Source organism: Litoreibacter sp., assembly GCF_039974535.1.
Lineage (GTDB): Bacteria > Pseudomonadota > Alphaproteobacteria > Rhodobacterales > Rhodobacteraceae > Litoreibacter.
Window position 1 is genome coordinate 422,187 of the sequence record NZ_JBDWIU010000011.1, and the last position, 26,909, is coordinate 449,095.

The window sequence follows — 26,909 nt, forward strand, 5'->3', positions numbered from 1 at the left end:
AGGAGTTACAACTTAACCCGATACTAAATATTTTCGAACACCTGTATCCTTCTTGGCTTGGCGAACATCAAACTATCAACTGAGGTGTTTGATCGAGCTGAAAGCCGGAGAACGCACACCGATGAATGTGTGCATAGATGAATTTTTCGCAACAAGAGAAAATACTACTATTGTACCGTAGGGGACGGCAGGAAATGACAGAAAAACGCTTAAGGGCAATCACCGGACTGGTCGGGCTAACAGCCGCGATCCTAGTTGGAATAGGTGAGTTCCTTTTACACTACGACGCGCTCGCACGCTACACAGACACTTTCGCCTTTTTTGAAGGCGTGACGCGTGAGCGGGCAACAATAGGTCACTTCTTTGGTGTCCTTGGTGCGCCACTTTACGTTGTTGGGGCCTTCCACATCTACCTAATGCTGCGACCTGCCAATGAGATAGCCGCGCGCATCGCGGGTTTCTCCATGGCATATGCTTGCATCGTCGGCGCTGTTTGGATCGGGTCCCGTGCGATGGCTGTTGAGTTGGTTGCTGCTGGCGGCATCCCGGAGCAGTTGGTCCTCTATGAATTGCGGTATGAGAGTTTGCTAATGGTGGTGCGTATAGCTGTCTTAGCCGTTTCGGGTATCTTCGTCTGGCTTTGCTTGACGGGCCGCTCCCTGTATCCTCGCGCCATGGCGGCATTGAACCCAATTTGTTTGATCATCGTCGCCTTCATCATCTTCTTCACTGTTCCAGCAATTGGCAAATACATCATGCCCATAGCGCTTAACGTCGCTTACTTCGTAATGTTCTCGGCATCGCTCATCATCAATTCAAAAGACCTACAAAACGAAAGCTCGTCACATGCTTAAAAAACTAAAATACATACCGATGGTAATGTTGCCCGTTGCGGCGACAATGTTTGGTGTTCTGTCCGTGAAAACACTCACTGACCGGCAAAACCCCTATGACACAGATCTAGCTGGAACGCTCATTCCCACATTTGATGAGATTGAGCTGCCATTTGATCAGCAGCACTCTGATGACACATCGCTGTCTTTCACTGCGTCCGCAGCCATTGATATTGATGGTGACGGCGTAGAGGAGTTGTTCATCGGTGGTGGATATCAGCAAGAAAACGTCTTGTACCGGTTCGAGAACGGCGGGTTTGTCGAAATCGCAGGCGTAGCTGGCATTACCAAATCTGCCGATGGCACATCCCTGAGCGCTTTGGTTCTTGATGCAAATGTCGATGGGCAAGCAGACCTGATCGTCAGCTCTCGTGAAGGTATCACGCTGTTCACAAACAAGGACGGCGTCTTTACCGGCGAACTGCTCGACACGCCCTTGGATGACAAAACAACGGCACTCTCTGTGGCTGTGGCCGACGTCAACAACGACGGCGCATTCGACATGTATGTGTCCGGCTACATCAACGTCGATCTCGTTGAGGGACTGAACATCTTCAACAAAGAGGGTTACGGAGGGGTTTCTGCCCTCCTCATCAACAACGGTGACAACAGCTTCACAAATGAAACCGAGGAACGTGGCCTGTACTACTTGCACAACACCTTCCAAGCGACATTTGGTGACTTTGAGCGTGACGGCGATCTAGACCTGATCGTGGCACATGACACGGGCCACATTCGAACTTACGTCAATGATGGCACCGGTTACTTCACCAACACCGACAACCCGAACTCCGGGCAGTATTCCTATGTCATGGGTATCGGCATTGCGGACTACAATAACGATGGCTTCACAGATTACGTCTTCTCCAACATCGGCGATACGCCACCGACCTTCATGGTTAATGGTGACCTGCGCGATGACCAACCGCTGTTCCGCAAATATGTACTCTTTCAACCTGATGGGTCTGGCGGGTTCAAGGACGTGGCAGAGGAGGTGAAGATTGCCGACTTCGAATTTGGCTGGGGTATGTCGTTTGAGGACCTTAACCTAGATGGCCGCGATGACTTAATCGCCTCCCAAAACTACGTCACCTCCCCGATCCACAAGATCGGCTTCCTACGTTTGCCTGGCCGCATGATGGTACAGACACCAAACGGCGAGTTTGCGGAGATCGGCGCGGAAGCGGGCGTGATCAATCGCCGTTATTCCATCGTGCCGCTCACAGCTGACTTCAACAGTGACGGCCGCCCTGACGTGGTGCACATCAACATCGCAGGCAAATCCAAAGCGTTCCTGAGCAAAGGTGATGCAAGCGACGGCTTCTTGAAGATCGATCTTGGCGACGGCTTGGACGCCATTGGCGCATTTGCGACGATCACTTTGGAGGATGGCTCTACCTTGTCAAAACCCTATGTTTCGGGTGAGGGTCTGACATCTGATAGCAGCCATATCATCATCGCTGGTCTTGGTGCGCAATCTGCAACATCCGTCGCCATCCGCTACTTGGATGGGACCGAGAAGACCGTGTCAGGGAGCTTTCGCAATGAAACTCTGAGACCTCAAGACGCGAACTGATGAGCCAAATTGTAAGCCGCATATTACGTCTTGGCTTGGTCATCATTTCTGGAATTGTGTTAACTGGGATCGTACCGATCTCAGTTGCACAATTCCGGACAGGTGATGCCTGCCCGTCTATCGGCTTCATTCCGGCCTGCTATCTTGTCACGATCTGCTATGCTGCAATCGGTGTCGCTGCCGCTATGTGGCGAAAACCCAATGACTGGCTATTCTTCGCCGGAGCAGCGCCAGTTATTGGACTGGCGCTGGCTGGCACCACGGCCGAGATTGTAGGCCTCCCGACCTGCCCGCGTTCCGCTACCGGCTGGCCCTTGTGTTACACGTCATTGATGGTTGGAACGGGGATCGCAGTCACCTACATGGTCATAAGACGGTTAGAGCTCCAAGTCGCCTAGTCCCACGATTAATATTACCGTTGAAAATCACGATGCATGGGTCTCAATGATTTGGGGGGCCGACGAGCAAACTTAGAGCGCTACGGGGCTAACACATCTAGTATCACGGCCTTCGTCCAGTTGGGTGAGCGTTTCGGTTTGGAATGCCCGTATACCCTATTCCTAGTCTCCAAAGGCGGTATTGGACCCTTTGGGGCCTATTTCTCTTAGTCGGCCTTTTAACAATTTCCGCGCACTCAAGCAGGGAAAAATGGCTCACTAGTTCAAGTCAAAATATCATCCAAGGGAGTATCCCGCGCCCCGTACTGTACGGATTGGATCAGCGCCCCCAAAGCGCGTTAATATTTTGCGCAGTCTTGCGACGTGGACATCGACCGTTCTCGAGTCCACGAATATGTCACGCCCCCAGACGAGATCGAGGAGTTGCTCGCGGCTGAACACCCGGCCGGGTCGTTCCATCAGCCTCGATAGAAGCCGAAATTCGAGTGGGCCCAACGAGAGTTCTTGATGAGCTCGACTGACGCGATGGCTTTCAGGATCGAGAACAATATCTTCGTAAGTTAAGGTAACAACAGCTGCAGAGTGGGTCCGGCGCAATTGCGTGCGGGCGCGGGCCATCAGTTCTTTGACTGAATAAGGCTTGGTCACATAGTCATCCGCCCCTGTATCCAGACCACGCACACTATCAACTTCTTCGGAACGGGCGGACAGCATGATTATTGGAATATGCTTGGTGGTGTCGCGGCTTTTGATCCGGCGACAGACCTCAATTCCGCTAAGCAATGGCATCATCCAATCGAGGATCACAAGATCGGGCAGTTCCTCGTCGATCAATTGCATCGCTTCCTCGCCGTTGGTCGCGTGGCGCACAGCAAAGCCTTCTGCACTCAGATTGTAAGTTAAGACCTCTGCCTGAGCAGGTTCATCCTCTACAAGCAGGATTTGCGCTTGTGGAGATGCCATCCGTCAGACCCCCGTGACTGTAGATGTTGTGTCTGCCTTCGGCCGCGCTTCATCGGGTTGCTTTCCATTCGCCAAATATATGACCTGTTCTGCGATTGACGTCACATGGTCCCCCATGCGCTCTGTGTTTTTCGAAATGAAATGCAGATGTAGGCAAGCCGTAATATTGCGAGGGTCTTCCATCATGAACGTCAGCAGTTCGCGGAACAGCGCATTATACATCTGATCCACCTCGGCATCGCGCGCAATGATATCAGCGGCAAGTGCTACATCACGATGAATATAGGCATCAAGCGCGTCTTTCAGCATGATCTCGACGGCTCGGGTCATCCGTTGCAGGGTGCCAGTGCTGTCGCTGATCGGATCGACATTTGACAATACTTCGGTGCGTTTAGCCATGTTTTTGGCGTAGTCTCCAATCCGTTCAAGGTTGCCGCTGATCTTGATCACGCTCAGGATCAGTCGCAAATCAATGGCAGTAGGGGCACGCAAGGCGATGATGCGAGCCGCATTTTCATTGATCGCCTCTTCGAGCGCATCGATGTCTGCATCGGCTGCGCGAACCTGATGTGCAAGCTCTTCATCGCGAGTCTCAAGCGACTGCATACTTAGGCGAATGGCGTTTTCAACCATGCCACCCATTTTCATGATTTGCGCTAGAACAGCTTCAAGATCGGTGTCGAAAGCCGAAGATATGTGTGCGTTGGTCATGGGTTATCCAATCCTACCGGTGATGTAGCTTTCGGTTCTGGGGTCACTTGGGGTCGTAAATACCTGATCTGTGTCGCCATATTCAACCAGACTTCCAAGGTGGAAGAACGCTGTTTTTTGGCTGATCCTTGCTGCTTGTTGCATCGAATGGGTGACGATCACGACACAGTAGTTTTCACGCAGCTCGTTGATCAGCTCTTCTATCTGCGCCGTCGCGATCGGATCAAGCGCGGAGCAAGGTTCATCCATGAGCAATACCTCGGGCGACGTTGCGATCGCCCGTGCGATGCACAGCCTTTGTTGCTGCCCACCCGAAAGCCCCGTGCCCGTTTTGTCGAGCCGGTCTTTGACCTCATCCCAAAGTGCTGCCTTTCTGAGCGCGTCTTCGACGATTACCTCCAACGCGGCCTTGTTACGGGCCATTCCATGGATTTTTGGGCCATAGGCCACGTTGTCAAAGATTGATTTAGGAAACGGATTTGGCTTTTGAAATACCATCCCGACCTTGGCGCGCAGTTGCACCGGATCGACAGCGCGGTCGTAGATATCTTCGCCATCGATTTTTATTTCACCACTCACGCGGCAAGTATCAATCGTGTCGTTCATCCGGTTCAAGCTTCGCAGAAACGTTGATTTACCGCAGCCTGACGGCCCGATAAAGGCGGTGACCGTGTTGGGGGGGATGTCCACGGACACGTCCTTGATCGCAGCGTTGCCGCCATAGGAGACCTGTACGTTTCTGGCCGTGATCTTTGGCTCGGCTGTATCTGGGGCGGGTTGGGTCAATGTGTTCACTTTCATCAGATATCTATTTCTACCAGCGGCGTTCAAAGCGGCGGCGCAGCAGAACGGCCACCGTGTTCATCACCGCTAGAAACACCAACAGGGTTATGATCGCGCCAGATGCGCGTTCCGCAAAACCGGGGTCGGCGCGCTGCGTCCAGTTGAAGACCTGCACAGGTAGTGCTGTCGCAGCCTCCCCAAACAGGCCCGCCGTTTCGCTGTAAGTTGCCGGATAATCGCGCACGAAAGCCACCATGCCAATCAGTAAAAGTGGTGCAGTTTCACCCAAGGCCTGTGCCAACCCAATAATTGTGCCGGTAAGGATGCCGGGTGCGGCGAGCGGTAAGACATGGTGGAAGACCGCTTGCATCTTCGTCGCACCAAGCGCCAAGGCCGCGTCGCGGATTGAGGGTGGTACTGCCTTGAGTGCCGCGCGGGTTGCGATGATGATCGTCGGCAAGGTCATCAGTGTCAGCACCAACCCGCCAACCAAAGGCGACGATTGCCGTAGTCCCATAAAGTTAATGAAGATCGCCAACCCCAAAATCCCGTATACGATGGATGGAACAGCCGCCAGATTGCTGATGTTCACTTCGATCAGGTCAGACAGGCGGCTCTTGGGTGCAAACTCTTCAAGGTAGACCGCTGCCGCCACGCCAATAGGCAATGCTAGAACCAATACGACCAGCATCATGTAAAGTGATCCAAGAATAGCAACACCCAAGCCCGCCGCTTCCGGCCGCTGGTCACTGGCGTCAGGGGCGGTCAAGAACGACCAATTGAACCGTGTTTCCATGATCCCCGCATCCGCAAGGCTTTGGGCGATCTGCAAGGCCTCGGGGGAGGTATTGCCGTCCAGCGCGGCGCTTTCGAGTGTGACGCGGCCTTTGAAAAAGCCATCGATACGGCCATTGGCCAGCACCTCTAACGACACGGTTCCACCAACAAGCTGCGGGTTCGCAAGAACATGGTTGCGCAGCGTTGCCGCGGCCTCTTTGCTGATCATGTTGCCGACATCTTTGTTGGACAATGTCGTGGTGATATTCAATTCCGTAATTTGCGCAAGTAAAGCATCGCGCAACAAGGGGGTGTAGCCAAAGGTGGAAACCTTGGCCATTGCCGCGGGATCACGTTCACCGCCCTTGTCCAACTTGTCGGCAGGCAAGGCGATTTCCAGCGTGACATAGGTCTGGCGAAATGAACTGGCCCCGTTTGAAACCACAGACGTCAGCAACACAACAAGCGCAAGGGCAGCCAATCCCACAGCCGCCAGACCATAGGCATGAAACCTTTTTTCCGCGGCGTTGCGCCGCTTGATGCGATCATCTTGGACGAATAATGACTTGGTTGGGCGGGTCATTCGTATTGCTCCCGATATTTGCGAACGATCATCAAGGCCAACGCGTTCAACGCTAGAGTAAAGGTGAACAACGTCAGTCCAAGCGCAAAGGCAACCAGCGTCTCAGGGCTGGCAAAATCGGTGTCGCCTGTAAGCTGGCTCACGATTTTGACGGTGATTGTCGTCATCGCTTCAAACGGGTTCAATGACATTTGTGCGGCCGCCCCCGCACCAAGGACGACAATCATTGTCTCCCCAATGGCGCGGCTTGTGGCCAGCAGCACGGCCCCCATGATGCCGGGCAAAGCGGCAGGGATGATGACTTGCCGCACAGTTTCAGAGCGCGTGGCACCAAGAGCATATGACCCATCACGCATAGTCTGGGGCACCGCATTGATTGCGTCATCTGACAACGACGACACAAACGGGATCAACATGATGCCCATAACGATGCCCGCCGTCATCACCGAGGATGCACTGCCGCCCAGTCCAAGCGGTTGCGCAAAATAGTCTCGCAGCATCGGACCGATGGTGATCAGTGCGAAGAGCCCATAAACAATTGTTGGAATTCCAGCGAGAATTTCGATCAGCGGCTTCGCGATACCTCGCATCCGTGGCCCTGCATATTCGGACAAATAGATCGCCGCAAACAGGCCCACAGGCACAGCAAGCGTCAAGGCAATGAGGCTGACATAGAAGGTGCCCCACAACAAAGGCAGAAACCCAAGCGCGCTGTCGCCACGAAAATTCGGGGACCAATCGGTGGAAAAGAAAAAGTCCTGCCACGCATATTGGCGGAAAAAATTCACCGCCTCGAACAACATCGACAGCACAATGCCAACGGTGGTCAAGATCGCTACGGCGGATGCTGTTATCAATAGTGATTTGATCCAAGCTTCGGACGCTGCCCGTGCACGAAACTGAGCCGTCGACCGCAGTATTGCGATACCACATCCCAATACCGAAACGACCAGCACCGCCCTGAATATGGCCCCATCAGATAGGGTTTCGACATCCAGCCTGCGCCCAATCAACTGCACCAATGACAAGCCAACAAGACATGTCATCGCTGGCACAAGTACGCTGAGAATTGCGTGCGTTCCGTGGGCGCGCGGCAAAGCGGCTAGACTTCGCAAGTCGCCACCAGCAGCATGATGCGCACGGATTTGCGCCCCGACCAATCCTATCAAGGCGAGACCCGCCAACAAGACCGGCAAAGACGAAAGTGTTAAAAAGCCCCACATAAAGCAGCTTCCATTCCTTCGGCGGCGAGGCTGACGAGATGTCAGCCTCGCGACCTGTGTTACATGCCGTCCAGCAAGGTACGGTTCGCGATTACGTCTTGGGTTTCAAGAAGCTCTGGGTCTGAGACCAGACCGTATTCTGCCAAAGGACCATCAGGACCAGAGATTTCATCGCTGACAAAGAAACTCACATAGTCTTGAAGGCCTGGAATGACGTCCAGATGTGCCGCCTTAACGTAGAAATAAAGCGGGCGTGACACAGGGTATTCACCAGAGGCGATACTGGCTGTGTTTGGCACGACGCCTGACATAGGCGCGACTTGCAGGCGGTCTGTGTTGTTTTCATAGAACGATAGACCGAATACGCCGATACCGTTGGTATCCGCTTCGATCCGCGCCAGCGTTTCTGTGTAGTCGCCGTCAATATCAACCGAAAGACCATCGGTGCGGACGCTCATGCAGCTTTGCTCAGCCGCGTCTTCGTCGCCCCCGTTGAGGGTCATGATCATGTCAAATCCACCACTGTCGATGCAGCCTTGCAACAACACTTTTTCCTCAAACACTTCGCGTGTGCCGTGCTTGGTTCCAGGGATAAACGCCTGAATTTTCTGCTCCGGCAGATCAGCGTTGATCGTAGACCAGTTGGAATTGGGGTTCGCGACCATTGCGCCATCAACAGGCAACTCGGCAGCCACGGCCAAGTACCAGTCTGTGGGCGTAAAGGTGAAGTTGTTACCGGCGATATCGCTGGCGAAGACAATCCCGTCATAGCCGATACGCACCTCGATGATATCGGTCACACCGTTCTCAGCGCAAACTTCAATTTCAGATGCCTTGATGGCGCGGCTGGCGTTGGCGATATCGACAGTATTTTCGCCCACGCCTTCGCAGAACCGCTTGAGACCAGCAGAGGACCCGCCTGATTCAACGACCGGCGTTGGAAAATCAAAATTTTCGCCGAAGGCTTCGGCAACGATTGCAGCATAAGGAAGCACAGTAGACGATCCTGCAACTTGCACGTTATCGCGCGCGGTGGCGGCGGTGGCAGATACAGCAGCGATGGCCAGCGTAGACGCTGTTAGATTAAAGAGTGACATGAAATCTCCTATCATATCCGGATCAAAGGCCACTCCCTTGGTGGCCCTGCGATGCTTATCGGCACAGCATGCTTCGGTTTTGCGACAGGTATGTTACAGTTTTATGACAGGTGGATATTTTGTCTCGCCTTAGGCCGATGGCAATATGACTGTGAACTGAGACCCTTCTCCCAATTGGCTGTCGACCTTCAATCGCCCCCGATGACGGTTCAGAATATGTTTTACAATCGACAGACCCAATCCGGTGCCCCCGATTTGGCGACTGCGATGGCTGTCGACGCGGTAAAATCGCTCTGTCAGACGGGGTAAATGGATGGGGTCAATCCCCGGTCCATGATCACTGACGCTGATTGCTACGGCGGGGCCACGCAAAACCGGATCATGTGTTTCAACTGACACTGAAATTTGAACGGCTTGATCCCCCCCACCACCATATTTAATCGCGTTCTCAACGAGATTGGTGAAAACTTGTATCAACTGATCGCTGTCACCCGTCACCTGCATGGGGATCTCACCCAGATCGCAGCGCAGCGCCACGCCACTATCCTGCGCCAACGGCGCGATGTTGCTCAGCATCGTTTGCAAGATATCTCTTACATCAATTATTGTCTTGGGGCGGACGTGCTCACCAGCTTCGACGCCGCTCAGCGATTGCAAATCCCCAACGAGGCGATTCATCCTTTCGGCTTCGCCCGACATAATTGTCAAAAAACGGTCCCGTGCATTTGCGTCATTTCGGGCAGGCCCCTGCAAAGTTTCAATAAACCCCATCAAAGACGTGAGAGGCGTGCGCAATTCGTGACTGACATTGGCAACGAAATCGCTGCGCATCTGTTCGGCGAGCACGACCTCGGTGGCATTTTGAAAGCTGAGGATCAGCAGGGGCGTGCCGGCGATTGCGCGCAGATGCACGTCATAAAAAACATCATTTCCGTTTTCGACGACTTGAAAAGAAACTTTGCGCGGCGCACGGTCCAGTAAACTGAGCTCAACCGCGTCCACCAGTTTGGGGTGACGTAAGCTTGTCGTCAAATGTCGTCCTAGTGCCCTTTTGCCAAACCGCACTTCTGCAGCAGCGTTCATACATGCGAGCGTCCCTGCGCCGGAGATGACCAGCGTCGGTAAGGGAAATGCCTCGATCATATCTTCGATTGCCGGGGTGTTGGCCGAGTCACTGTGAAGCATGGTTGTGTCTCAAGGTTGCTGCGTGGGGTAGGAGTAACCAGATTATGCTCGAATCAACAGCATCGCTATCCTCTAATTTACCGACCGGCTCGAATGCGTACTTTTTCTTACTTCTGACACCTCAACAGAACGTCAGCGAATTCGAAGCGGCCATTGACCCAACCCATGCATGTCCGTCATCCTCCTGTTGAAGTTAGAAGGGGCGACTTTTTCATCCGAAGTCGTCGAGTTGAAGAAGGGCTCTCGCTAATGGAACCCGCGTTCCTTCTCAACAAAGTGCAGACGGAAACAGCTTGACGTTTCGTGCAAGAGAAGTGGCCGCTGCAATGGTTGATTTGATGGAAAGCCCTTACGATCTCCGCCTAGCAGATCTTAAACTCACTCCTACATTGTGCGATTTAGTTTCGCAAAGACCGAATTCTGATAGTTGCGCCATTGGGTTCATCGCGTTCTTACTCAAGGTCTGGGCGACAGATCGTTCTTCATTTCGTACCCTGCCCCGTCGTCAGAGACGGAGTGTCTCAATCGGTGGGATGACGCGGTCTTAACTAACGGGTCAAATTCAAACACACAGAAGTTCTGGAGAGTGTAACAAACTCGCTCTAGGTCTCTCGATGTTCGCGATGTCATCGCGATACACAATGCGGTTTCACAGCAAGCATATGAATGTCTGCTTCTTGGTGATGGCTAAGGCTGTTCGTTAGCTTCGCATTCATTCAAAGGTGGCATCGTAAAGAGATGGCCAATCACCTGTGCCGAGACGGCTTCTCCGCACAGGTCGAGTTGCAGTGTTGAACCAATGCCGGCGAAACCCGTGTCGACGAATGTATAGGCGAGATTCATTGCAACGCGTTGGCGATACACACATCAATTGTTATACTATAACACATAAGTAACACAGCTGCCCGAAACCCGCGACTACTATGCCCATATGTCCCGCCCGGACCTTTCTCCCAGACATTTTAGAGAAACACCACAGGTACGCAGCGCCGATTGCACGATGTCACTGGAGTTAATGTTAAGTAGACCAACGTCACTATGATTTGCGAAGACAAAATGGGCATGCCAGACCACATTCGTGTGGCAATCATTGGCGCTGGACCCGCAGGACTAGGGGTTGCACGGGTTCTACGAGACCTAACCATTCCCGATGTTTGGTTGCTAGAACGCGGCAAAATTGGGCATAGATTTCTGGATTGGCCAACGGAGGCACGGTTCATAACCCCCTCTTTTCAAGGCAATGTTTTTGGCATCACCAACCTGAACGCGATTAGCTATGACAGCTCTCCTGGGTGGTCCTTGCGCAGTGAGCATCCAGATGGAAAGTCTTATGCCGAATATCGAGCGCTGGCTGCGAATACCTTTGGCGTCAATGTCCAATGCAGCATAGATGTGCAGTCTGTTGAACCAAAACACGATGATGAAGGATTCGATATTGAAACCAACAATGGTCGAATTTCTTCAGACTTCGTAATTTGGGCTTGCGGCCATATCGGCGATCCATCGGATGACGACCTACTTGGTGCAAATTTGGGCCGTCACTACAGCTCGATGCCAAGCTGGAAAGACGTTGCAGGGGGTCAGGTCTATGTCATCGGTGGTTATGAAAGTGGCATTGATGCCGCCATTGGCATGGATCAAAACGACAAAGAGGTGGTCGTGCTTGATAGCAGCGCACGGTGGCTAGACGGCGACAAAGACCCCAGCTGTAGCCTGTCCCCTTACACGCACCAAAGGCTTAGTGCCGCGTAGGAATCGTTCTCGATTTCGCTGCTGCCAAATGTCGATGTCATTGCGCTCAAGCAGGAACAAGGTGACGTGCGCATTCTGTCTGGGGATGGCCATTCATGGCTTTCGGAAAAAGCACCAATTCTGGCCACAGGCTTTGGGTCTGGCACCGACCGAGTGTCGGAAGGATTGGCTACGCCCTGAACGGTATGCCGTTGTTGACGTCACAAGACGAGTCCACCTCCATGCCAGGCTTCTTTCTTGTCGGTCCAGAGGTTTCTCATCAAGAGCACACCACCAACCGAAGACACCGCCTCGGCACAGACCAAAGTTGCAGCGTTCTTTATCCTCGCGATCGTGGTTGGGTCGGCAGTGGGTTTAACTGCGCCTGAGACAGGGCAACATATATCCAGTACTCAAGACATGCCACCGCGCTGGTGCTTATTGTTCTCACTGTCCAAATTTTTGCTGTAAATATTGGGGTAATAGCTATCCGGCCAGAAACCTTCACACTCGTTGCAATCGCGGTATTATTGCTCTTTGGCGCGACATTTTTCGTCGGTAAAGCCTTTGCGCATTTTGGCGGCTAAGAATATCCGCAGCGCGCGTTACTCGGTATGACCATGACTGCTCGAAATGCGACGTTGATACTGGCATTAACGGCCGCGACCATGCCTCACCGGCCTTTAGTTCTAGCTGCAATTGTCGTGGGGACGCTTACTGAAATACCAATTCTCACTGCGCTGAAGGAAATACTGTTGCGGCGGAAAACCGCTAAAATTGTCCTTCAGCACTGAGAGTGAGCTGACATATGGCCCCTAAAATCGGCGTTTTCCTTAGCGTGCATCGCTTCTTTTCCCTTTCGGAGCAAATCCGACTTAGACAAAACCTCTTACACTGGGGTCCTCCCACCTAGATCAAACGGCACCCACTTTTGTCAAATTCAAACCTGAACAAGAGGGCGCCCACCCACGTCATGTACCAACCCGCCCGTGCCAAAAACATCCTCTAACAACTCGCTTCTGACCACGTCTAACGGAGTACCAATCGAATGAATTTTTCCGCCCTTCATGGCCACAATCTGATCCGCATAGCTGCTTGCATAGTTGATGTCATGCAGGACGATCACCACCGTACGGCCTAACCTTCGGAGAAGTTGCATCAAGGCACGAGACGCGGCGATATCGAGATTGTTGAGCGGCTCGTCCAGCAACACATACTCAGTGCTTTGTGCATGGATCATTGCCACTTGCGCCCGTTGCCTTTGACCGCCCGACAATGTGTCTAACTGCCTATTCGCCAAGTCATTCAATTCAAATCGGTCCAGCGCTTGTGCAATGATCTCTAAGTCTTCCGGACCTGCGCGTCCCTTGTGATAGGGATAGCGCCCAAAGCCGACCAAATCGCGGACCGTCAAACGCGGTGCGGCATCAGAGCTTTGTGGAAGGATGGCAAGAGTTTGTGCCAATATGTCCGACGCGCAACTTCCAACCTCAAGATCATCAACCGTGATCGAGCCCGTTTGTAACGGCATCAGACGTGCAATAAGCGAGAGTAGCGTAGATTTCCCCGCGCCGTTGGGACCGATCAAAGCAGTGATCGCACCTTTTTGGATGTCGAGGCTGATGTCTGACAATATCTGCGTACCGCCAATATCATAAGATACATTCGAGACCTTGATCATTTGGCCATCCTTCTAAGTAAAAGTGCCAAGAACACAACTCCGCCCAGCAAGTCGATCACAACTGACAAAGGTGTCGATAACCCCAACACGCGCTCAAGTACCGCTTGTCCGCCCACCAAAGTGATCCCGCATATTAGGATCGAGCAAGGCACCAACACCGCATGCCTTGCCGCAGGCACAAGTAAATGCGCAAGACTTACGACCAGTAAACCAAGAAACACAATCGGCCCGACTAAAGCCGTGGACACCGACACCAGCGCCGCGACGATCACAAGCGCCTGCAACGTGATCCGGCGCGGGGTTTCACCCAAATTGATTGCCACATCATGTCCAAGTTCTAAAACATCCAACCGGTGACGCATGCGCCAAGCGAATATCATTGAAACCGCGGTCAGGGCCGCCCCGATCAGTGGTAGCTCCGTCTCGATCCGGCTGAACCGCGCGTAAGAACTAACCTGAATCATTGCGTATTCATTTGGGTCGATCATACGCTGCAAAAAGCTGGTAATTGAGCGAAATAAAACCCCGAAGATGATCCCCGTGAGGATCATGCGCACTACGTCTTGGCGCATCTGTCCGAGAAGGGTTCCAAACAAAAGAAAGGACGCGATCATCAGCAGGATAACATGCAAGGCGAACTGCCCCATTGCCGGCAGACGCACATATTCCTGCCCACCTAACGTAAAGACCAATGTCGTCACGACCAGCACATAAAGTGCATCAAAACCCATAATTGCGGGCGTCAGAATGCGGTTTTGGGTGATGGTTTGAAACAAAACCGTAGACGTTGGTATCGCCAGTGACACTAACAAAAGCGCTGCAAGCTTTGCCCCTCGAAATGGTAGGATAAACCCCCACCCCCCTTGTGCACCAAGGGTCATATACCCCAGCATGCAAAGCACCAACGCCACACCTAAGGTAAGCAATCGGTTACGCGCCATGACGCCTCGGGGCGTAAAGCAACCATAGGAATACCAAGGTACCGATGATGCCAAAAACAGTGCCAACAGGGATCTCGTAAGGGTAGTGTAGAACGCGCCCAAGAATGTCGCTGATCAACACAAAGCTCGCCCCGATGATCGCGATATAGGGCAAAGTCGCACGTAGGTTGTCTCCATAAAGGCGCGACACAATATTGGGGACCACAAGGCCGATGAAAGGGATCATACCGACCGTCACAACCGTCAATGAGGTCACAACCGAAACCACCACCAAGCCAATCAAAACGACCCGTTCATAATTCAGGCCCAGGTTCACACTGGCGACCCGCCCCATACACACAATCGCGAATTGGTCAGCCGCAAAGTAGCTGATTGTTGTTACCACTGCGGCGATCCAAAGCAGTTCGTAGCGACCTTGCAAAACCCCCGAGAACTCACCGTTCATCCAAACATCGAGGTATTGTAAAAGGTCGGCTTGATACGCGACGAAAGTCACACCCGCGCCAATGATGCCGCCATAGATAATACCAACCAAAGGCACGAGCAACGGCTGCGTAGGTGGCAGGCGGCGCACAATAGCCAGAAAACCAATGCTGGTACAAAGTGCGGTTACCGATGCCAACGCCATTTTGACGAAAAGCGAAGCTTGCGGCACGAAGAGTGTAACCAGCAAGATACCCAATGCCGTACCCTGCCCTGTGCCCGCAGTCATTGGCTCCACGAAACGGTTGCGGACCAGCATTTGCATTATCGCGCCACAGATGGCCAAACCCGCACCAGTTATCACCACGGCGATAGTACGCGGCAGGCGACTTGTCACCAATACCTGCCACGCCTTCACATCAGCCGTCAGATCAATGACCCCAACCATAAGGGACAAAAGGCACAAGGACCCGAAAGAGAACAGTGCCCAAAAATACCGCGCCATCCGCCTAACCTTAAAACGTCGCCGCAATCTCTTTTAGCGTTTTGTTCATGGACTGAATGCCACCGCCAGCGATGTAGATCGGTGCAGAGTCCAAATACACGACTTTGCCCTCTGCCCATGCCTTGGTCCCATGAACCAAAGCATTATCAAGTGTAGTCTTGGCATTGGCTCCCTCTCGACCAATCGCAGCAAAGCGGTCGATTACAATCAAGATGTCCGGATTAGCTTCTCGGATAAATTCAAAGCTAATCGCCTCACCATGTGTGGATTCCTCAACGCTTGCCACCGCTTCGGGCAAATCCAAAGCACTGTGCAGCCACCCGAAACGCCCGCCCAAACCGTAGGCAGACACTTTGGGGCCATTGGTCATTACGATCAACGCGTTGCCTTTATTCGCGACAGCTTGTTTGGTCGCTTCAAGTTGCACCTGAAACTCTGCTTCAAGTGCTGCCGCTTCTTCAACCTTGCCAAAGATCGCGCCATAGGCTTCAAGCCGCGCCAATCCCTGCCCAATGGGGTCTTCCCAAATCGTCATATCAATCGTCGGCGCCATCTTTGCCAATTCAGGCGCCTGTGTCGAAGATCTGCCGCCGGCAACGATCAAATCAAACTGCATCGCGTTGACCGCTTCAAAGTCCGGCTCGAACAGTGATCCCACGGATTTCGTTCCTTTGACTGCGGCCTCCAGATAAGGCAGGTAAACTGGGGAAACCAACCCGTTGGCCTTCACACCCAATGCTTGCAAACTATCCATGGCTGCAAGGTCAAACACGGCGATCTTTTCCGGATTCATCGCGACCTCGACGGTCCCAGTGTATGTGTCTACTGAAACGGTTTGTGCGAGAGTTGGGGAGGACAACCCGATAAGGACAATGGCTAGTTGTTTTAGCATTATGACGTCTCCTGTCATGCTGCATGGCTAGCACCTAATTTTGTGGTGATATGGCTTTGCGTTTAAGGTTTGACCTTCTTTAAAACCTGCAATATGTGGTGTCCAGAGATTCCTTAGCTTTTTAATCAGGTAAAATGGGAGCGCCAATGCCACGTATCGTCGGACGAATAGACACACCGAATAGTTCCAAGTATTTGCAACAACTTTGCAAGCACTTCGGCCATAAAATTTCGGTCGAGCACGACACTCATTCGGGCCACGCAAGGTTCTCTATGGGATCAGCACGACTGACGGCGGATGATCAAACTTTGACGGTGGAATTTCCAAGCATCGGCAGTGAAGACATTCCAACGGCGCATGACGTCATTGACAGGCATCTTGAAAAATTCGCATTTCGCGAAAACATTACCGGCCTTAATTGGTCGCCCCCCACCTCTGGTTGATCTAATCGACCCAAAAGCCAGAACATAAAATACACGGCAGCAAGGGAACCACCCCAGCAACCTTAGTACTCATCTTTCAACGTATTAAGGTACTGCTAACAATGAAGACCCTCCCAATTTTCATCTTAACTTCTGCAGGGCTTGCAGCCTCTGGTGCATTCGCACAATCTGATGAACCGTTTGATCTTAACACAATTGTATTGGGTGTAGGTGACGAGAACTCCGTCGAAGTCACCGCCGAAGACATCGAGCGTCAGAACCCCGAAGACCTGCAAGATCTCTACAAGAGCCAGCCTACGATTGCAGTCGGTAGCTCAATCCCAGCGTCACAAAAGCTGTTTGTGAATGGGGTTGAGGAAACAAACCTCTCCGTGAGCATCGATGGGTCACGCCAGAACAACAAGATCTTCCACCACAATGCGACCACTCTTATTGACCCCGCGCTGCTCAAAGCTGTTCGTATCGAGCCAGGCGTGGCAGCCGCCGACTCTGGTCCCGCAGCCATTGGCGGATCGGTAAGCTATGAAACCAAGGATGTCGAAGACCTACTTGCGCCAGACTTAAACTTCGGCGGCTTTGTCAAAAGCGAATACGACAGCAACGGCGATCTGTTCACCAACAGCACCTCGTTATATGGTCGCAACGGCAACTTGGAGTACCTAGGTTTCTTCAAAATTTCCGACGGCGGGCTGCGCGAAGATGGCGACGGCGTGGACATTACAGGTTCGGGCAGCAACTTGTTCAGCGGATTGGCCAAGGCTGCCTATACCACTGACACGGGTCATCGTTTCGAGCTGTCATACGAAAAGGTCAACGACGACGATGCGCGCCCTTACCGCGCAAACATTGGTGCTCTTACCGCCGGTCGTCCTGTTCCACTGACACGAAATTACGACCTGACCCGCGAAAATGTCGTGTTCACCTATAGCAATGACCAATTGGGGGGCATCTGGGACCCAACGATTGTTTTCGCTTACAGCGCCACTGACCTCGACATTGTAGAGACTGACCAACTGACATTTGGCACCACCGAGAGCTTCAACGGTAAGATCGAGAACCGTTTTGTCGTCAAAGGCGGCACTGTGACGGCCGGTATCGACTTCTTCTCTGACGAAGCCGAACTCGATTACCGCTATCTGGCAAACGCCACGTTCAACGAGGCCGGAACAGAGAAATCCGACAATGTTGGCATCTATGCACAAGCACGCTTAGACCTATCTGATCGCGCACGGTTGTCATTTGGTGGGCGAGCCGACTTCCAACAGTTCACGGGTGTCGATGGCAGCAAATCGAGTGACGAAGGCCTATCAGGCAACATCAGCGGTGAATATGACGTAAATGAAGTGCTTACCCTTGGCGCCGGTTATTCCCATGTATGGGGTGGCGTCGCATTGGCCGAAAACTTCATAATCAACCCCACATGGACATACCCTACCGGCGGCATTGAGTCAGTGACGTCTGATAACGTGTTTCTATCCGCCAAGGCCGATTTCGGACGTTGGGATCTGAAGGCAAAGTACTTCAAAACCGACGTCGATAACGCTCGCGACCCTAGTTATGGCGGCGGCCCTGGGTTGACGACCGATTTCTCATCAGAAGGGTTTGAACTGGGTTTCGGCTACAACTGGCAACATGGTTTCCTGCGTGTAGGTTACGCCAATATCGACACCGAGATTAACGGTGGCACATCCGACTCAGACACAGGTCTCTACTTCACGACGCCAATCGGCGAGATCATCACCATCGAAGCGGTCCACACCTTGCCACAGCATGGCATCACCTTTGGTGCGGACGCTCAGATCGTGTTGGAAGAAACGGATACCTTTGACGTCGATACAGGTGGTCTAGGCCAGCCCCTACCTTCCTACGAGGTGGTGAATGTTTTCGCGGAATACAAACCAAAGCGAGCAAAAAACCTCACCGTTCGCGGCGAGATCAACAATCTCTTTAACGAAACCTACACAAACCGCGCGACCTACGGACAAGAATATTCAGTCGTCGTCCCACTGAACGAGCCAGGCCGCTCGTTCAAACTCAGCGCGACGCTGAACTTCTAGCGCGACGTGAGGCGGGGAGTTTCTCCGCCTCATCTTTCTAACTGTTTTGGATATCTACCAAAGCCACAACACCGGAGCCAATATGCTACGTATTTTGCCATTCCTTTGCTTGCTTGCCGCTGCCCCTGCGTGGGCGCAGGACACTGAAATCGGCGAGTTGACTGTTGAGCTAAACACAACTCAAGCCGGCGCAGACGCCTGCACGCTTAGCTTCATGGTCATCAACGATACCGGCTCAAAAATTGAAAAGGCGGTGTTTGAAACCGTGCTGTTTGGATCTACTGGCGCAGTCCAAAGTATGACCTTGTTCGACTTCGGCACCCTGCCGCAAAAGCGCCCGCGCGTACGGCAGTTTGCGGTGCCTAATCTGGCTTGCGACGACCTAAGCCGCATCCTGTTCAACGGTGCCAGCACATGCGCCGCTCCCGACCAAGGGATCTGCGACGCGACACTTAAACCTGTCTCCCGCATCAAAACAGTAGAGGTATTGGGTTAATGGAAACTCTATCAAAATTTTTGAAACCACTTCACCAGATTGCAGAAGTCGGCGGACCCGTCGTCGTCATTTTGATGGGCGTGTCGGTGCTGACACTTGCAGTGATCCTTTACAAACTATGGCAATTCTCTTCGGCCGGTGTTGGGCGCCACAAGGCACTGTCTGACGCCATCGCAGCATGGGACGCGAATGACCGCACTCAAGCGCGCGCAGCCCTAGATCGATCCACCAGCTACCTTGCGCCAGTTGTTGACATGGCGCTATCGGGCCATAGCCACGCATCTGATCGCTTATTATCCGAGGCAGAATTGCGCTTCGGCAAACTAGAACGCGGTTTGCGTTATTTAGATTCAGTAGCCCAATTGGCCCCACTTTTGGGACTGTTCGGGACCGTTTTGGGTATGATCGAAGCCTTTCAATCGCTGCAAGACGCAGGCGCGCAAGTTGACCCGTCAATTCTGGCTGGCGGCATCTGGGTAGCATTACTGACTACAGCTGTTGGATTGGTTGTAGCAATGCCCACGGCACTGGTCCTTAGCTGGTTCGAAGGCCGCATGGAGGGCGAACGCGTCTTCGCTGAGAAGGCTATTCAAACGATGCTGGCCCCTACTGGGCAGACCGGCACCACAGATGCATCTAATATGGTAACGACCCATGGCTAAAGCCCGCAAAAGGCGGCGCAAGCTATCGATGACGTCGTTAATCGACGTCATCTTCTTGCTGCTACTATTTTTCATGCTCACCTCCACGTTCTCCAAGTTCTCGGAAGTGGAGCTGGCCGCAGCCGCAGGTGTCGGCACCCCGAAAAACGACACTCCGCCTGTTTTCATGCAGTTGGCCAAAGAAAGCATCAACCTCAACGGTGACGAAGTCGAGATGACAGAACTAACGATCGCCTTACCAGACACCGAGGCTACTTTAATTGTTGCACTCAAGGATGATGTTGACGCCCAAAGGTTGACGAATCTGTTGGTCGCGCTGCGAGAGTTCCCCAAGATTACCGTCTCAGTATTAGGGGGTGCTTGATATGCGCAAGCTGGCTAAAGCCAAACCCCAACGCGAACCAACAATTGCGTTGATCAATATCGTGTTCTTGATGCTGGTGTTCTTCATGGTCGCTGGAACGCTTGCGCAACCGTTGGATAAAACCCTCACCTTGGTCAACACCAAGGACCTTGAAGGGCGCGCTCCACCAGATACGCTGGTCGTACATTCTGATGGCCGGTTGACCTATCACGGTGAAGATCAATCAGATGCCGCCGCATATGTCACGGGCCTGAGCGAAGACGACCGAAGTAAAGTTCGCCTTGTTCCAGATCGTGAACTACCCGCCGAAGACTTAATGAAGATCGCACGCGATCTACGTGGTGCAGGAGCGGGGCAGATCATGATTGTCACCGAACGGGGCCTAGAATGATCGCAACATCGCGCCCATTTAAGTTCGGCGCGCTTTTGATCGCTGCTGGGGTTCATATTGGTGCATCAGGCGCATTTGCTCCGGACGTAACGGTGGAGATCGAAGCCAGTGCAGGTGCCGCGCAAGCCAAGCTCGGCTCCAGCTTTGCGGATATGAGTGCGGGCACCATCTCGCCTACCGAAGTCGAAGATATCAGCGAAGTCATACAACCGGACACTACGCCGCCCCCTCCCAAGACACAGACCACGTTGACACATACCGCACCTGCCCCAACCCAAAGCACAACCCCTGAGATAAACCCATTGGCAGATCCAACGGCCTTGGCGGTCCTCACGCAAAAGGTTGCTGAGGCCTTGCCAACTAAACCACAAACAGTGACACCTGCCACCCCCGTCGAGAAAATCATCAGCGCCGCCCCTGATGACCCAATCGCAACCTCCCCAAGACCTACCCGACGCGATCCGAAGCTCGTCCCAAAAAAATCACCTAAGCCCGCAAAAATTGCCGAGGCCACTCCGGCAGCAAGGAAAGCGCCAAAAGCCAAGCGGGAGAAGGGTAAAGTAAACAACACGCAAGGCTCAGCAACCGGCAGCACCCAAACCCGCAACAAGACACAAGGTAGAGACTCTTCACGCAAGCGAAGCAACGGAAATGCCGCAGTCAGCAATTATCCCGGCAAAATCCAAAGACGCATTGCCCGCGTACGCAAGCCCTATGTAAAAACACGCGGGTCCGCGGTAGTAAGCTTCACGATATCGTCTAGCGGTGGCCTCTCGAAGCTATCGATCTTACGTAGCTCCGGTTCCAGCCAAATTGATAAGGCCGCCCTACAGGTGGTCCAGAATGCCCGACCGTTTCCCGCCCCGCCAAAAGGCGCTAAACGCAGCTATAACGTTCCAATCAAAATAAAATAACCCCGCGCGCCAATGACCTAAAAGGCATGGAAGACATTCCTTAAAATCAACGACCTCTCAATACTTGATTTTTTTAGCAGTTAAATTAACCACCCGTGACGCCAGCTACGAGCCAGCGCAACCTTCCATACATTTTGCCCAAGCCAGCCCGTAATCCGCACTTGATGCTGCACCCGAGCATAGCGCTGTTACGATCCTCGCCAGCACCTATGGTCGTCCCTGGAGCTATGATGGGCTCTCCAGTGCCTTTCACGGTCTTAAGCGAAAACTTGAAAAAACGATCAAATCACTCCTGGACGAACCATGAGGGGACTGCGCCACGCAGTTGCAACGACGCTACGTGAAGCAGGCGTTGATGACCGCCGCATCGCGAATTTGTAGGGGCAGAGAACCACATCGATGGCAGGCCATTACAGCCGCTCAGCGGACCTCGCTGTAAAGAACCAAGATACAATACGAACACTCGACCAAGCAAATGAACAGCGAACGGAAGTTCGTCAAACCCTTCTCCAAAGCTGTCAAACCTTAATAGGAGAGCAGGTACACGATGAAATTACATAAATATATCAGATAGTTAAATGGTGCCCAGGGGCGGATTTGAACCACCGACACGAGGATTTTCAATCCACTGCTCTACCCCTGAGCTACCCGGGCACCGGGTGTTCGCATAGGGTGTTTACCTGCGAACGTGGGACTACTTAGGCCAGCGATTTGGCGGTGTCCAGAGGCTTGTGCACGAAAAGTTAAAAACCTCGCCACGAAGCTGCTAATGTGGCTTGGAGCCGCCACCACTTGTGCCATTTGCGGCGATTTCGCCCAGCTTTTTCTCCAACTCTTCCATCAATTCGTCATCATCATCAGGGTCTTGGCTGGGAATGGCGTAAGATCCGGTCATCCAGCGGCCCAAATCGATGTCAGCGCAGCGCTTGGAGCAAAACGGGCGATGCGCTTGCACCGTGTCTTTTGAGCAGATCGGGCAGCTCATTGTGCAACTCCTTTGGGAACCGGCTGGCGTTCGCGTTTGCGTTGCAGCTCATAATGCCCCAAAGGCGTCCATCCGACCAGAGATGTCTCGATAGGGTCCGCGCGAAAGGCGTTGCGCAGCGTCACCTCAAATTGCTTGCGGTCCTTCTTGGGCATAGGCGCCAGATCAAGCGTGATCTGCCCGCCCAAGCCGCGCAGGCGCAACATACGAGGCAAGGCCTTCGCCACCGCCAGATTGGCCTTCACCCCTGCCGCAGGCGAGAAATCCCCGCCAGTGTTCACATCCACCGCAACCAAGGCGCGTGTGGGTTCTATGAACATCGAGGCTTGACCCAAGGAAATTTCCTCGCGGTCCATCTCTGCCAACGCGTCCAGAACGCCGTGCTCGTCGAATCCCTGCACTGTTTGATCTTTATGTGGCCAATCGCGCCACGCGAGATCATGCGGGCCGATGGCATCGACCAACAGCTCCGGCGCGCCGTCAGTATCGGCCAGCACCGCATCGGCTAAATCCAACAGGCTGTCGGTTTCTTCCGCTATATCGTCGGGGTCAATCCCAACGGCACCCGTGCGAATAATCACCCCATGCCCTGCCTCAGGCGCACGGGACCGGTGCAAGGCCTCCAGCAGCTCTTCGCGCATGTCGTCATCGCGCACTTGGCGAGAGACGTTCAGCCCCTTGGCACCCGGCGTCACAATCACGCTACGGCCTTTGAAGATCAAACGGTCGGTTACCGGCACCGCCTTATGCGCCTCTGCGTAGGAGGTCACTTGCACCAGCATCGTAGTGCCGGGTTTCAGCCCCTTCGCGCCGCGAAACAGAGCCGTTTGGCCGTCGGGCAAGCTAAGCATCATGCCGCCCTGCCCCTTTAACGGGCGATCCGCCACCGCGCGGTAGATTGCACCGGGCGCAGGTGGCGCGTTGTCGTCGGGGGCCAACAACAAGTCGTCCAACTTGCCGTCCACCATGCGTGCGGCGGCCTCGCGGCCGGCCAATTCGCCCAAAACGATCAATGCGCCCTTCATGGTGCGACCTCATATCCTGCGGTTTTCAGCAATTGTGCGGCCTCGGCTACTGGCAAGCCCATCACGCCCGTGTAGGAGCCCTGTATCCACGGGATAAACGCCCCCGCTGGGCCTTGGATTGCGTAGCCGCCCGCCTTGCCCTGCCAGTCGTTGGTGGCGAGGTAGGCGTTTAACTCTTCGTCCGAGAGGGACTTCATCTTCACGGTGGTGACCACATCAGCAGTCCAAATTTTGTCACCGCGTTTCACAGCCATAGCCGTGATCACGCGGTGCCTGCGCCCTGACAGCGACAGCAAAAACTGCGCGGCCTCGCCAGCATCAGCGGGCTTACCCATGATGCGACGTCCCAAGGCGACGGTGGTGTCCGCGCACAGCGCGACCTCACCCTGCGCCAGCGTCAACGCCTCGGCCTTACTGTGGGCGATGCGTTGGCAGTATTGGCGCGGCTTCTCAGCGCCAATCGGGTCCTCATTGATATCAGGGGGGCGGATGGCGTCGGGGGTGATCCCCAGAGTCGCCAAAAGCTCCAGTCGCCGTGGCGATCCGGAGCCGAGCACGAGCTTCAACCCGGCCTCCCGGGTCGCAGCGGTCACTTGAAGCGGTAGTTGATCCGACCCTTGGTCAGATCGTAGGGTGTCATCTCAACCTGCACCTTGTCGCCTGCCAGAACACGGATGCGGTTCTTACGCATCTTGCCTGCCGTATGCGCGATGATCGTATGGCCGTTTTCCAGCTCGACCAGGAATGTCGCGTTAGGCAGGAGTTCCTTCACGACGCCGGGGAATTCGAGCAGTTCTTCCTTGGCCATGTTCACTCCGTTGTTGTGCCCACCAAAGTGTGGGCGTGGCACTAGATGCGCCGAGAGTGTCGGGTTTTCAAGTGCATTGTGGTGTTTGCAGCCCTAAGGCGGCTAAATTGTCGACATATAGGATGTTTTACTAACGGTTAGCGGTTAGTAGGCGGCCCGAAACGGCCCAATATGCGGTCTTTGATCTGGTCGCGGGCCATGCGGTAGGAGTTTAGCTTTTCCTCGCGCCCCTCGCCCAAACCTGTGGGGTCGAGGATCGGCCAATACTCTACTTGCAAGTGATAAACCCGCGTCAGCTCCAGTGCTTGACGTTGGGATGCAGGGCTAAGAGCTACTATTAGATCGAACCCCGACAGGTCATCGCCCCATTCCTGCATTTCCTCAAAGGACCGCGTGCGGTGGCGCGACAGCTCTATGCTCAACTCGTTGCATACCGCGACCGAGAAGCCGTCAATGTCGAGATCGTTCTTCACACCAGCGGATTGGACGTAGATGTCCGTGCCGTACAAATGCTTCATCAGCCCTTCGGCCATGGGGGAGCGCACGGCGTTATGATCGCAGCAGAACAAGACCGATTGTGGTTGATCCGCTCCCATCCCCTACCCCCCGAAGTGCAAGACGCAAATGAGCGTGAACAGGCGGCGGGCGGTGTCATTGTCGATCTCAGCCTTGCCCTCCAGTCGCTCCTCAAGGACGCGGGCGCCCTCGTTGTGGATGCCGCGCCGTGCCATATCGATGGTCTCGATCTGACTGGGTGGCAGCTTTTTGACCGCGTCGAAATAGCTTTCGCAAATTTGGAAGTAGTCCTTCACCACCTGACGGAATGGTCCAAGCGACAGGTGAAATTCCGCCGCCCTCTGCCCGTTTTCGGTGTCTAGTTCAAAGACCAAGCGGCGTTCGCGAATGGACAGGTCCAGCTTATAGGGTCCATCGGGGGCGCCGTCTTGTGGCAGGGCAAAGCTGTTGTCTTCCAACAGATCAAAGATCGCAACTTTGCGCTCCTGCTCGATCTCCGGTGTGGGGGTCGGCAAGCCGCTGTCGTCAATGGTGACTTCGCAGAGTGTACTCATTCTTCATTCAACCTATTCAATCTCGCACGGACAGACAATCCATGCGCTTCCAATCCTTCTGCCTTTGCAAGTGTTTCGGCGGCGGGGCCGATTGCCTTTAACGCCTCGGGCGTCATGCGGGCAAGCGTCGTCCGCTTCACAAAATCCATGACCGACAGGCCAGACGAGAACCGCGCCGAACGTGCGGTTGGCAGCACGTGGTTCGGTCCGCCGATATAGTCACCAATGGCTTCGGGCGTGTAAGCGCCAATAAAAATAGCGCCCGCGTGACGAACTTGGCCCGCAACCTCATCGGCATTGTCGCAAGCAATTTCCAAGTGTTCAGGCGCGATCCGGTCGGACAGCGCGACAGCCTCATCCATATCCTTCACAATGATCACCGCACCAAAGTCGCGCCAGCTTGGGGCGGCGATATCGCGGCGCTCCAGCGTCTCAAGGCGTGCCTCGACGGCCTTCACAACCAATGCGCCGAAATCAGCATCATCGGTGATTAGTAAGCTTTGCGCACTTTCGTCGTGCTCGGCCTGCGACAGCAAATCCACCGCCACCCAGTCGGGGTCATTGTTTTTGTCGGCGATCACCAAAATCTCGGATGGGCCTGCGATCATGTCTATCCCGACACGCCCAAAGACGCGCCGTTTGGCCGCAGCTACAAAGGCGTTGCCCGGCCCCGTGATTTTATCGACTGGCGCGATTGTATCGGTTCCATATGCCATAGCGGCGATCGCTTGAGCGCCGCCGATGCGATAGACCGTTTCCACCCCTGACAGTCGCGCGGCCAAAAGGACCAACGGGTTCGCGACACCGTCGGGCGTCGGCGCACAAATCACCAAACGCTCCACGCCAGCGACCTGCGCGGGGATGGCATTCATCAAAACGGATGAGGGATAACTCGCCAAACCACCCGGCACATAAAGCCCCGCCGCCTCGACGGGTGTCCAGCGCCAGCCTAGCATTTCGCCGTGCGGGCCTTCCCAAGTCTCGTCTTGGGGCAATTGGCGGTCGTGGTAGGCACGGATGCGTTCCGCTGCCAGTTCCAGCGCCTCGCGGTCATGAGCAGGGACGGTAGCGATGGCCGCGTCCATTTCCGCCTTGGAGAACGCCATAGCTTCAGGCGTCAAATCCATGCGATCAAACTTGGAGGTCAGCTCAATCACCGCCGCATCGCCGCGCTTTTGCACGTCGGATATAATCCCTGCGACGACAGCATCCACATCGGGGCTGTCTTCACGCTTCATGGTCAGAAGCTGGGCGAATTGAGTGTCGAAGTCAGCGTCAGCGCTGTTGAGATACATAGGCATGTCGCTTCTTTACCGCGCATGCACCAGAGGC

The 26,909-nt window shown here is 54.0% G+C and carries 29 protein-coding genes and 1 tRNA gene; 11 read left to right on the top strand and 19 right to left on the bottom strand.

What is annotated here, in order from left to right; translation table 11 throughout:
• Positions 1-194: 194 nt before the first annotated feature.
• The 3 genes from ABJN86_RS12645 to ABJN86_RS12655 are packed head-to-tail and all read left to right on the top strand — an operon-like array spanning position 195 to position 2,867.
• Positions 195-854 carry a DUF6796 family protein gene (locus ABJN86_RS12645; RefSeq protein WP_348367590.1) on the top strand — a complete coding sequence of 220 codons (660 nt, stop codon included), beginning with the start codon at positions 195-197 and terminating at the stop codon, positions 852-854.
• Positions 847-2,469, top strand: coding sequence for a VCBS repeat-containing protein (locus ABJN86_RS12650; protein WP_348367591.1), 1,623 nt, complete (start codon positions 847-849; stop codon positions 2,467-2,469). Before ABJN86_RS12645 ends, ABJN86_RS12650 begins: the two co-directional genes overlap by 8 nt.
• Positions 2,469-2,867: a hypothetical protein gene (locus ABJN86_RS12655; RefSeq protein ID WP_348367593.1), complete on the top strand. Its 399-nt coding sequence runs from the start codon at positions 2,469-2,471 to the stop codon at positions 2,865-2,867. The genes ABJN86_RS12650 and ABJN86_RS12655 overlap by 1 nt, the downstream gene beginning before the upstream one ends.
• A 276-nt stretch (positions 2,868-3,143) precedes the next feature.
• Here ABJN86_RS12655 and phoB read toward each other — a convergent pair whose 3' ends face one another.
• The 7 genes from phoB to ABJN86_RS12690 form a co-directional block, all read right to left on the bottom strand.
• On the bottom strand, positions 3,144-3,830 hold the full coding sequence (phoB, locus tag ABJN86_RS12660) for a phosphate regulon transcriptional regulator PhoB (protein WP_348367595.1): 687 nt from the start codon (positions 3,828-3,830) through the stop codon (positions 3,144-3,146).
• 3 nt (positions 3,831-3,833) lie between these two features.
• Positions 3,834-4,541: a phosphate signaling complex protein PhoU gene (gene phoU / locus ABJN86_RS12665; RefSeq protein WP_348367597.1), complete on the bottom strand. Its 708-nt coding sequence runs from the start codon at positions 4,539-4,541 to the stop codon at positions 3,834-3,836.
• A 3-nt stretch (positions 4,542-4,544) separates the two neighbouring features.
• Positions 4,545-5,342, bottom strand: coding sequence for a phosphate ABC transporter ATP-binding protein PstB (gene pstB / locus ABJN86_RS12670; RefSeq protein ID WP_348367598.1), 798 nt, complete (start codon positions 5,340-5,342; stop codon positions 4,545-4,547).
• A gap of 13 nt (positions 5,343-5,355) precedes the next feature.
• Positions 5,356-6,684, bottom strand: a complete 1,329-nt coding sequence (gene pstA / locus ABJN86_RS12675) for a phosphate ABC transporter permease PstA (protein ID WP_348367600.1) — start codon at positions 6,682-6,684, stop codon at positions 5,356-5,358.
• Positions 6,681-7,907, bottom strand: a complete 1,227-nt coding sequence (pstC, locus tag ABJN86_RS12680; RefSeq protein WP_348367601.1) for a phosphate ABC transporter permease subunit PstC — start codon at positions 7,905-7,907, stop codon at positions 6,681-6,683. The genes pstA and pstC overlap by 4 nt, the downstream gene beginning before the upstream one ends.
• A gap of 59 nt (positions 7,908-7,966) precedes the next feature.
• On the bottom strand, positions 7,967-9,004 hold the full coding sequence (locus ABJN86_RS12685; RefSeq protein ID WP_348367603.1) for a substrate-binding domain-containing protein: 1,038 nt from the start codon (positions 9,002-9,004) through the stop codon (positions 7,967-7,969).
• 129 nt (positions 9,005-9,133) lie between these two features.
• Complete coding sequence (locus ABJN86_RS12690; protein ID WP_348367604.1) at positions 9,134-10,189, bottom strand: ATP-binding protein; 1,056 nt, start codon at positions 10,187-10,189, stop codon at positions 9,134-9,136.
• Between the two features lie 1,062 nt (positions 10,190-11,251).
• On the opposite strand from ABJN86_RS12690, the gene ABJN86_RS12695 reads away from it, so the two are divergent.
• A complete protein-coding gene (locus ABJN86_RS12695; RefSeq protein WP_348367606.1) occupies positions 11,252-11,941 on the top strand; it encodes an NAD(P)-binding domain-containing protein in 690 nt (229 codons plus the stop codon).
• A 919-nt stretch (positions 11,942-12,860) separates the two neighbouring features.
• Here ABJN86_RS12695 and ABJN86_RS12700 read toward each other — a convergent pair.
• Genes ABJN86_RS12700 through ABJN86_RS12715 form a run of 4 tightly spaced genes read right to left on the bottom strand, consistent with a single transcriptional unit; the run spans position 12,861 to position 16,362 of the window.
• Positions 12,861-13,601 (bottom strand): ATP-binding cassette domain-containing protein, encoded by a 741-nt coding sequence (locus tag ABJN86_RS12700; protein WP_348367607.1) that lies wholly within the window; start codon positions 13,599-13,601, stop codon positions 12,861-12,863.
• The gene (locus tag ABJN86_RS12705) at positions 13,598-14,542 is read right to left on the bottom strand and encodes an iron chelate uptake ABC transporter family permease subunit (protein WP_348367609.1); all 945 of its coding nucleotides are present in this window, start codon (positions 14,540-14,542) and stop codon (positions 13,598-13,600) included. The genes ABJN86_RS12700 and ABJN86_RS12705 overlap by 4 nt, the downstream gene beginning before the upstream one ends.
• On the bottom strand, positions 14,532-15,470 hold the full coding sequence (locus tag ABJN86_RS12710; protein ID WP_348367611.1) for an iron chelate uptake ABC transporter family permease subunit: 939 nt from the start codon (positions 15,468-15,470) through the stop codon (positions 14,532-14,534). Before ABJN86_RS12710 ends, ABJN86_RS12705 begins: the two co-directional genes overlap by 11 nt.
• Before the next feature lie 10 nt (positions 15,471-15,480).
• On the bottom strand, positions 15,481-16,362 hold the full coding sequence (locus tag ABJN86_RS12715; protein WP_348367613.1) for a siderophore ABC transporter substrate-binding protein: 882 nt from the start codon (positions 16,360-16,362) through the stop codon (positions 15,481-15,483).
• Positions 16,363-16,508: 146 nt separating this feature from the next.
• Between ABJN86_RS12715 and ABJN86_RS12720 the strand changes: the two genes are divergently transcribed.
• The 7 genes from ABJN86_RS12720 to ABJN86_RS12750 all read left to right on the top strand — a co-directional run bounded on the left by ABJN86_RS12720 (position 16,509) and on the right by ABJN86_RS12750 (position 21,689).
• Positions 16,509-16,805 (top strand): DUF2218 domain-containing protein, encoded by a 297-nt coding sequence (locus ABJN86_RS12720; protein WP_348367615.1) that lies wholly within the window; start codon positions 16,509-16,511, stop codon positions 16,803-16,805.
• Positions 16,806-16,906: 101 nt separating this feature from the next.
• On the top strand, positions 16,907-18,862 hold the full coding sequence (locus ABJN86_RS12725) for a TonB-dependent receptor (protein WP_348367617.1): 1,956 nt from the start codon (positions 16,907-16,909) through the stop codon (positions 18,860-18,862).
• 82 nt (positions 18,863-18,944) lie between these two features.
• Complete coding sequence (locus ABJN86_RS12730; protein WP_348367618.1) at positions 18,945-19,358, top strand: hypothetical protein; 414 nt, start codon at positions 18,945-18,947, stop codon at positions 19,356-19,358.
• Positions 19,358-20,020, top strand: coding sequence for a MotA/TolQ/ExbB proton channel family protein (locus tag ABJN86_RS12735; RefSeq protein WP_348367620.1), 663 nt, complete (start codon positions 19,358-19,360; stop codon positions 20,018-20,020). Before ABJN86_RS12730 ends, ABJN86_RS12735 begins: the two co-directional genes overlap by 1 nt.
• The gene (locus tag ABJN86_RS12740; RefSeq protein WP_348367622.1) at positions 20,013-20,384 is read left to right on the top strand and encodes a biopolymer transporter ExbD; all 372 of its coding nucleotides are present in this window, start codon (positions 20,013-20,015) and stop codon (positions 20,382-20,384) included. Before ABJN86_RS12735 ends, ABJN86_RS12740 begins: the two co-directional genes overlap by 8 nt.
• Position 20,385: 1 nt before the next feature.
• Positions 20,386-20,775 (top strand): biopolymer transporter ExbD, encoded by a 390-nt coding sequence (locus ABJN86_RS12745; protein WP_348367623.1) that lies wholly within the window; start codon positions 20,386-20,388, stop codon positions 20,773-20,775.
• Positions 20,772-21,689 (top strand): TonB family protein, encoded by a 918-nt coding sequence (locus tag ABJN86_RS12750; RefSeq protein WP_348367624.1) that lies wholly within the window; start codon positions 20,772-20,774, stop codon positions 21,687-21,689. The genes ABJN86_RS12745 and ABJN86_RS12750 overlap by 4 nt, the downstream gene beginning before the upstream one ends.
• A gap of 579 nt (positions 21,690-22,268) precedes the next feature.
• Here the strand turns inward: ABJN86_RS12750 and ABJN86_RS12755 are convergent.
• The 8 genes from ABJN86_RS12755 to hisD form a co-directional block, all read right to left on the bottom strand.
• A tRNA-Phe gene (locus tag ABJN86_RS12755) sits at positions 22,269-22,343 on the bottom strand.
• A gap of 112 nt (positions 22,344-22,455) precedes the next feature.
• A complete protein-coding gene (yacG, locus tag ABJN86_RS12760) occupies positions 22,456-22,674 on the bottom strand; it encodes a DNA gyrase inhibitor YacG (protein WP_348367625.1) in 219 nt (72 codons plus the stop codon).
• Positions 22,671-23,699, bottom strand: coding sequence for a ribonuclease E/G (locus ABJN86_RS12765; protein ID WP_348367627.1), 1,029 nt, complete (start codon positions 23,697-23,699; stop codon positions 22,671-22,673). Before ABJN86_RS12765 ends, yacG begins: the two co-directional genes overlap by 4 nt.
• Positions 23,696-24,265 carry a Maf family protein gene (locus ABJN86_RS12770; RefSeq protein WP_348367628.1) on the bottom strand — a complete coding sequence of 190 codons (570 nt, stop codon included), beginning with the start codon at positions 24,263-24,265 and terminating at the stop codon, positions 23,696-23,698. The genes ABJN86_RS12765 and ABJN86_RS12770 overlap by 4 nt, the downstream gene beginning before the upstream one ends.
• Before the next feature lie 23 nt (positions 24,266-24,288).
• On the bottom strand, positions 24,289-24,507 hold the full coding sequence (gene infA, locus ABJN86_RS12775) for a translation initiation factor IF-1 (protein WP_008186030.1): 219 nt from the start codon (positions 24,505-24,507) through the stop codon (positions 24,289-24,291).
• Between the two features lie 137 nt (positions 24,508-24,644).
• A complete protein-coding gene (locus tag ABJN86_RS12780) occupies positions 24,645-25,103 on the bottom strand; it encodes a low molecular weight phosphatase family protein (RefSeq protein ID WP_348367630.1) in 459 nt (152 codons plus the stop codon).
• 3 nt (positions 25,104-25,106) lie between these two features.
• Entirely contained in the window at positions 25,107-25,577 is a 471-nt protein-coding gene (locus tag ABJN86_RS12785; RefSeq protein ID WP_348367631.1) for a UPF0262 family protein, read from the bottom strand.
• The gene (gene hisD / locus ABJN86_RS12790) at positions 25,574-26,878 is read right to left on the bottom strand and encodes a histidinol dehydrogenase (RefSeq protein WP_348367632.1); all 1,305 of its coding nucleotides are present in this window, start codon (positions 26,876-26,878) and stop codon (positions 25,574-25,576) included. Before hisD ends, ABJN86_RS12785 begins: the two co-directional genes overlap by 4 nt.
• Between the last annotated feature and the right edge of the window lie 31 nt (positions 26,879-26,909).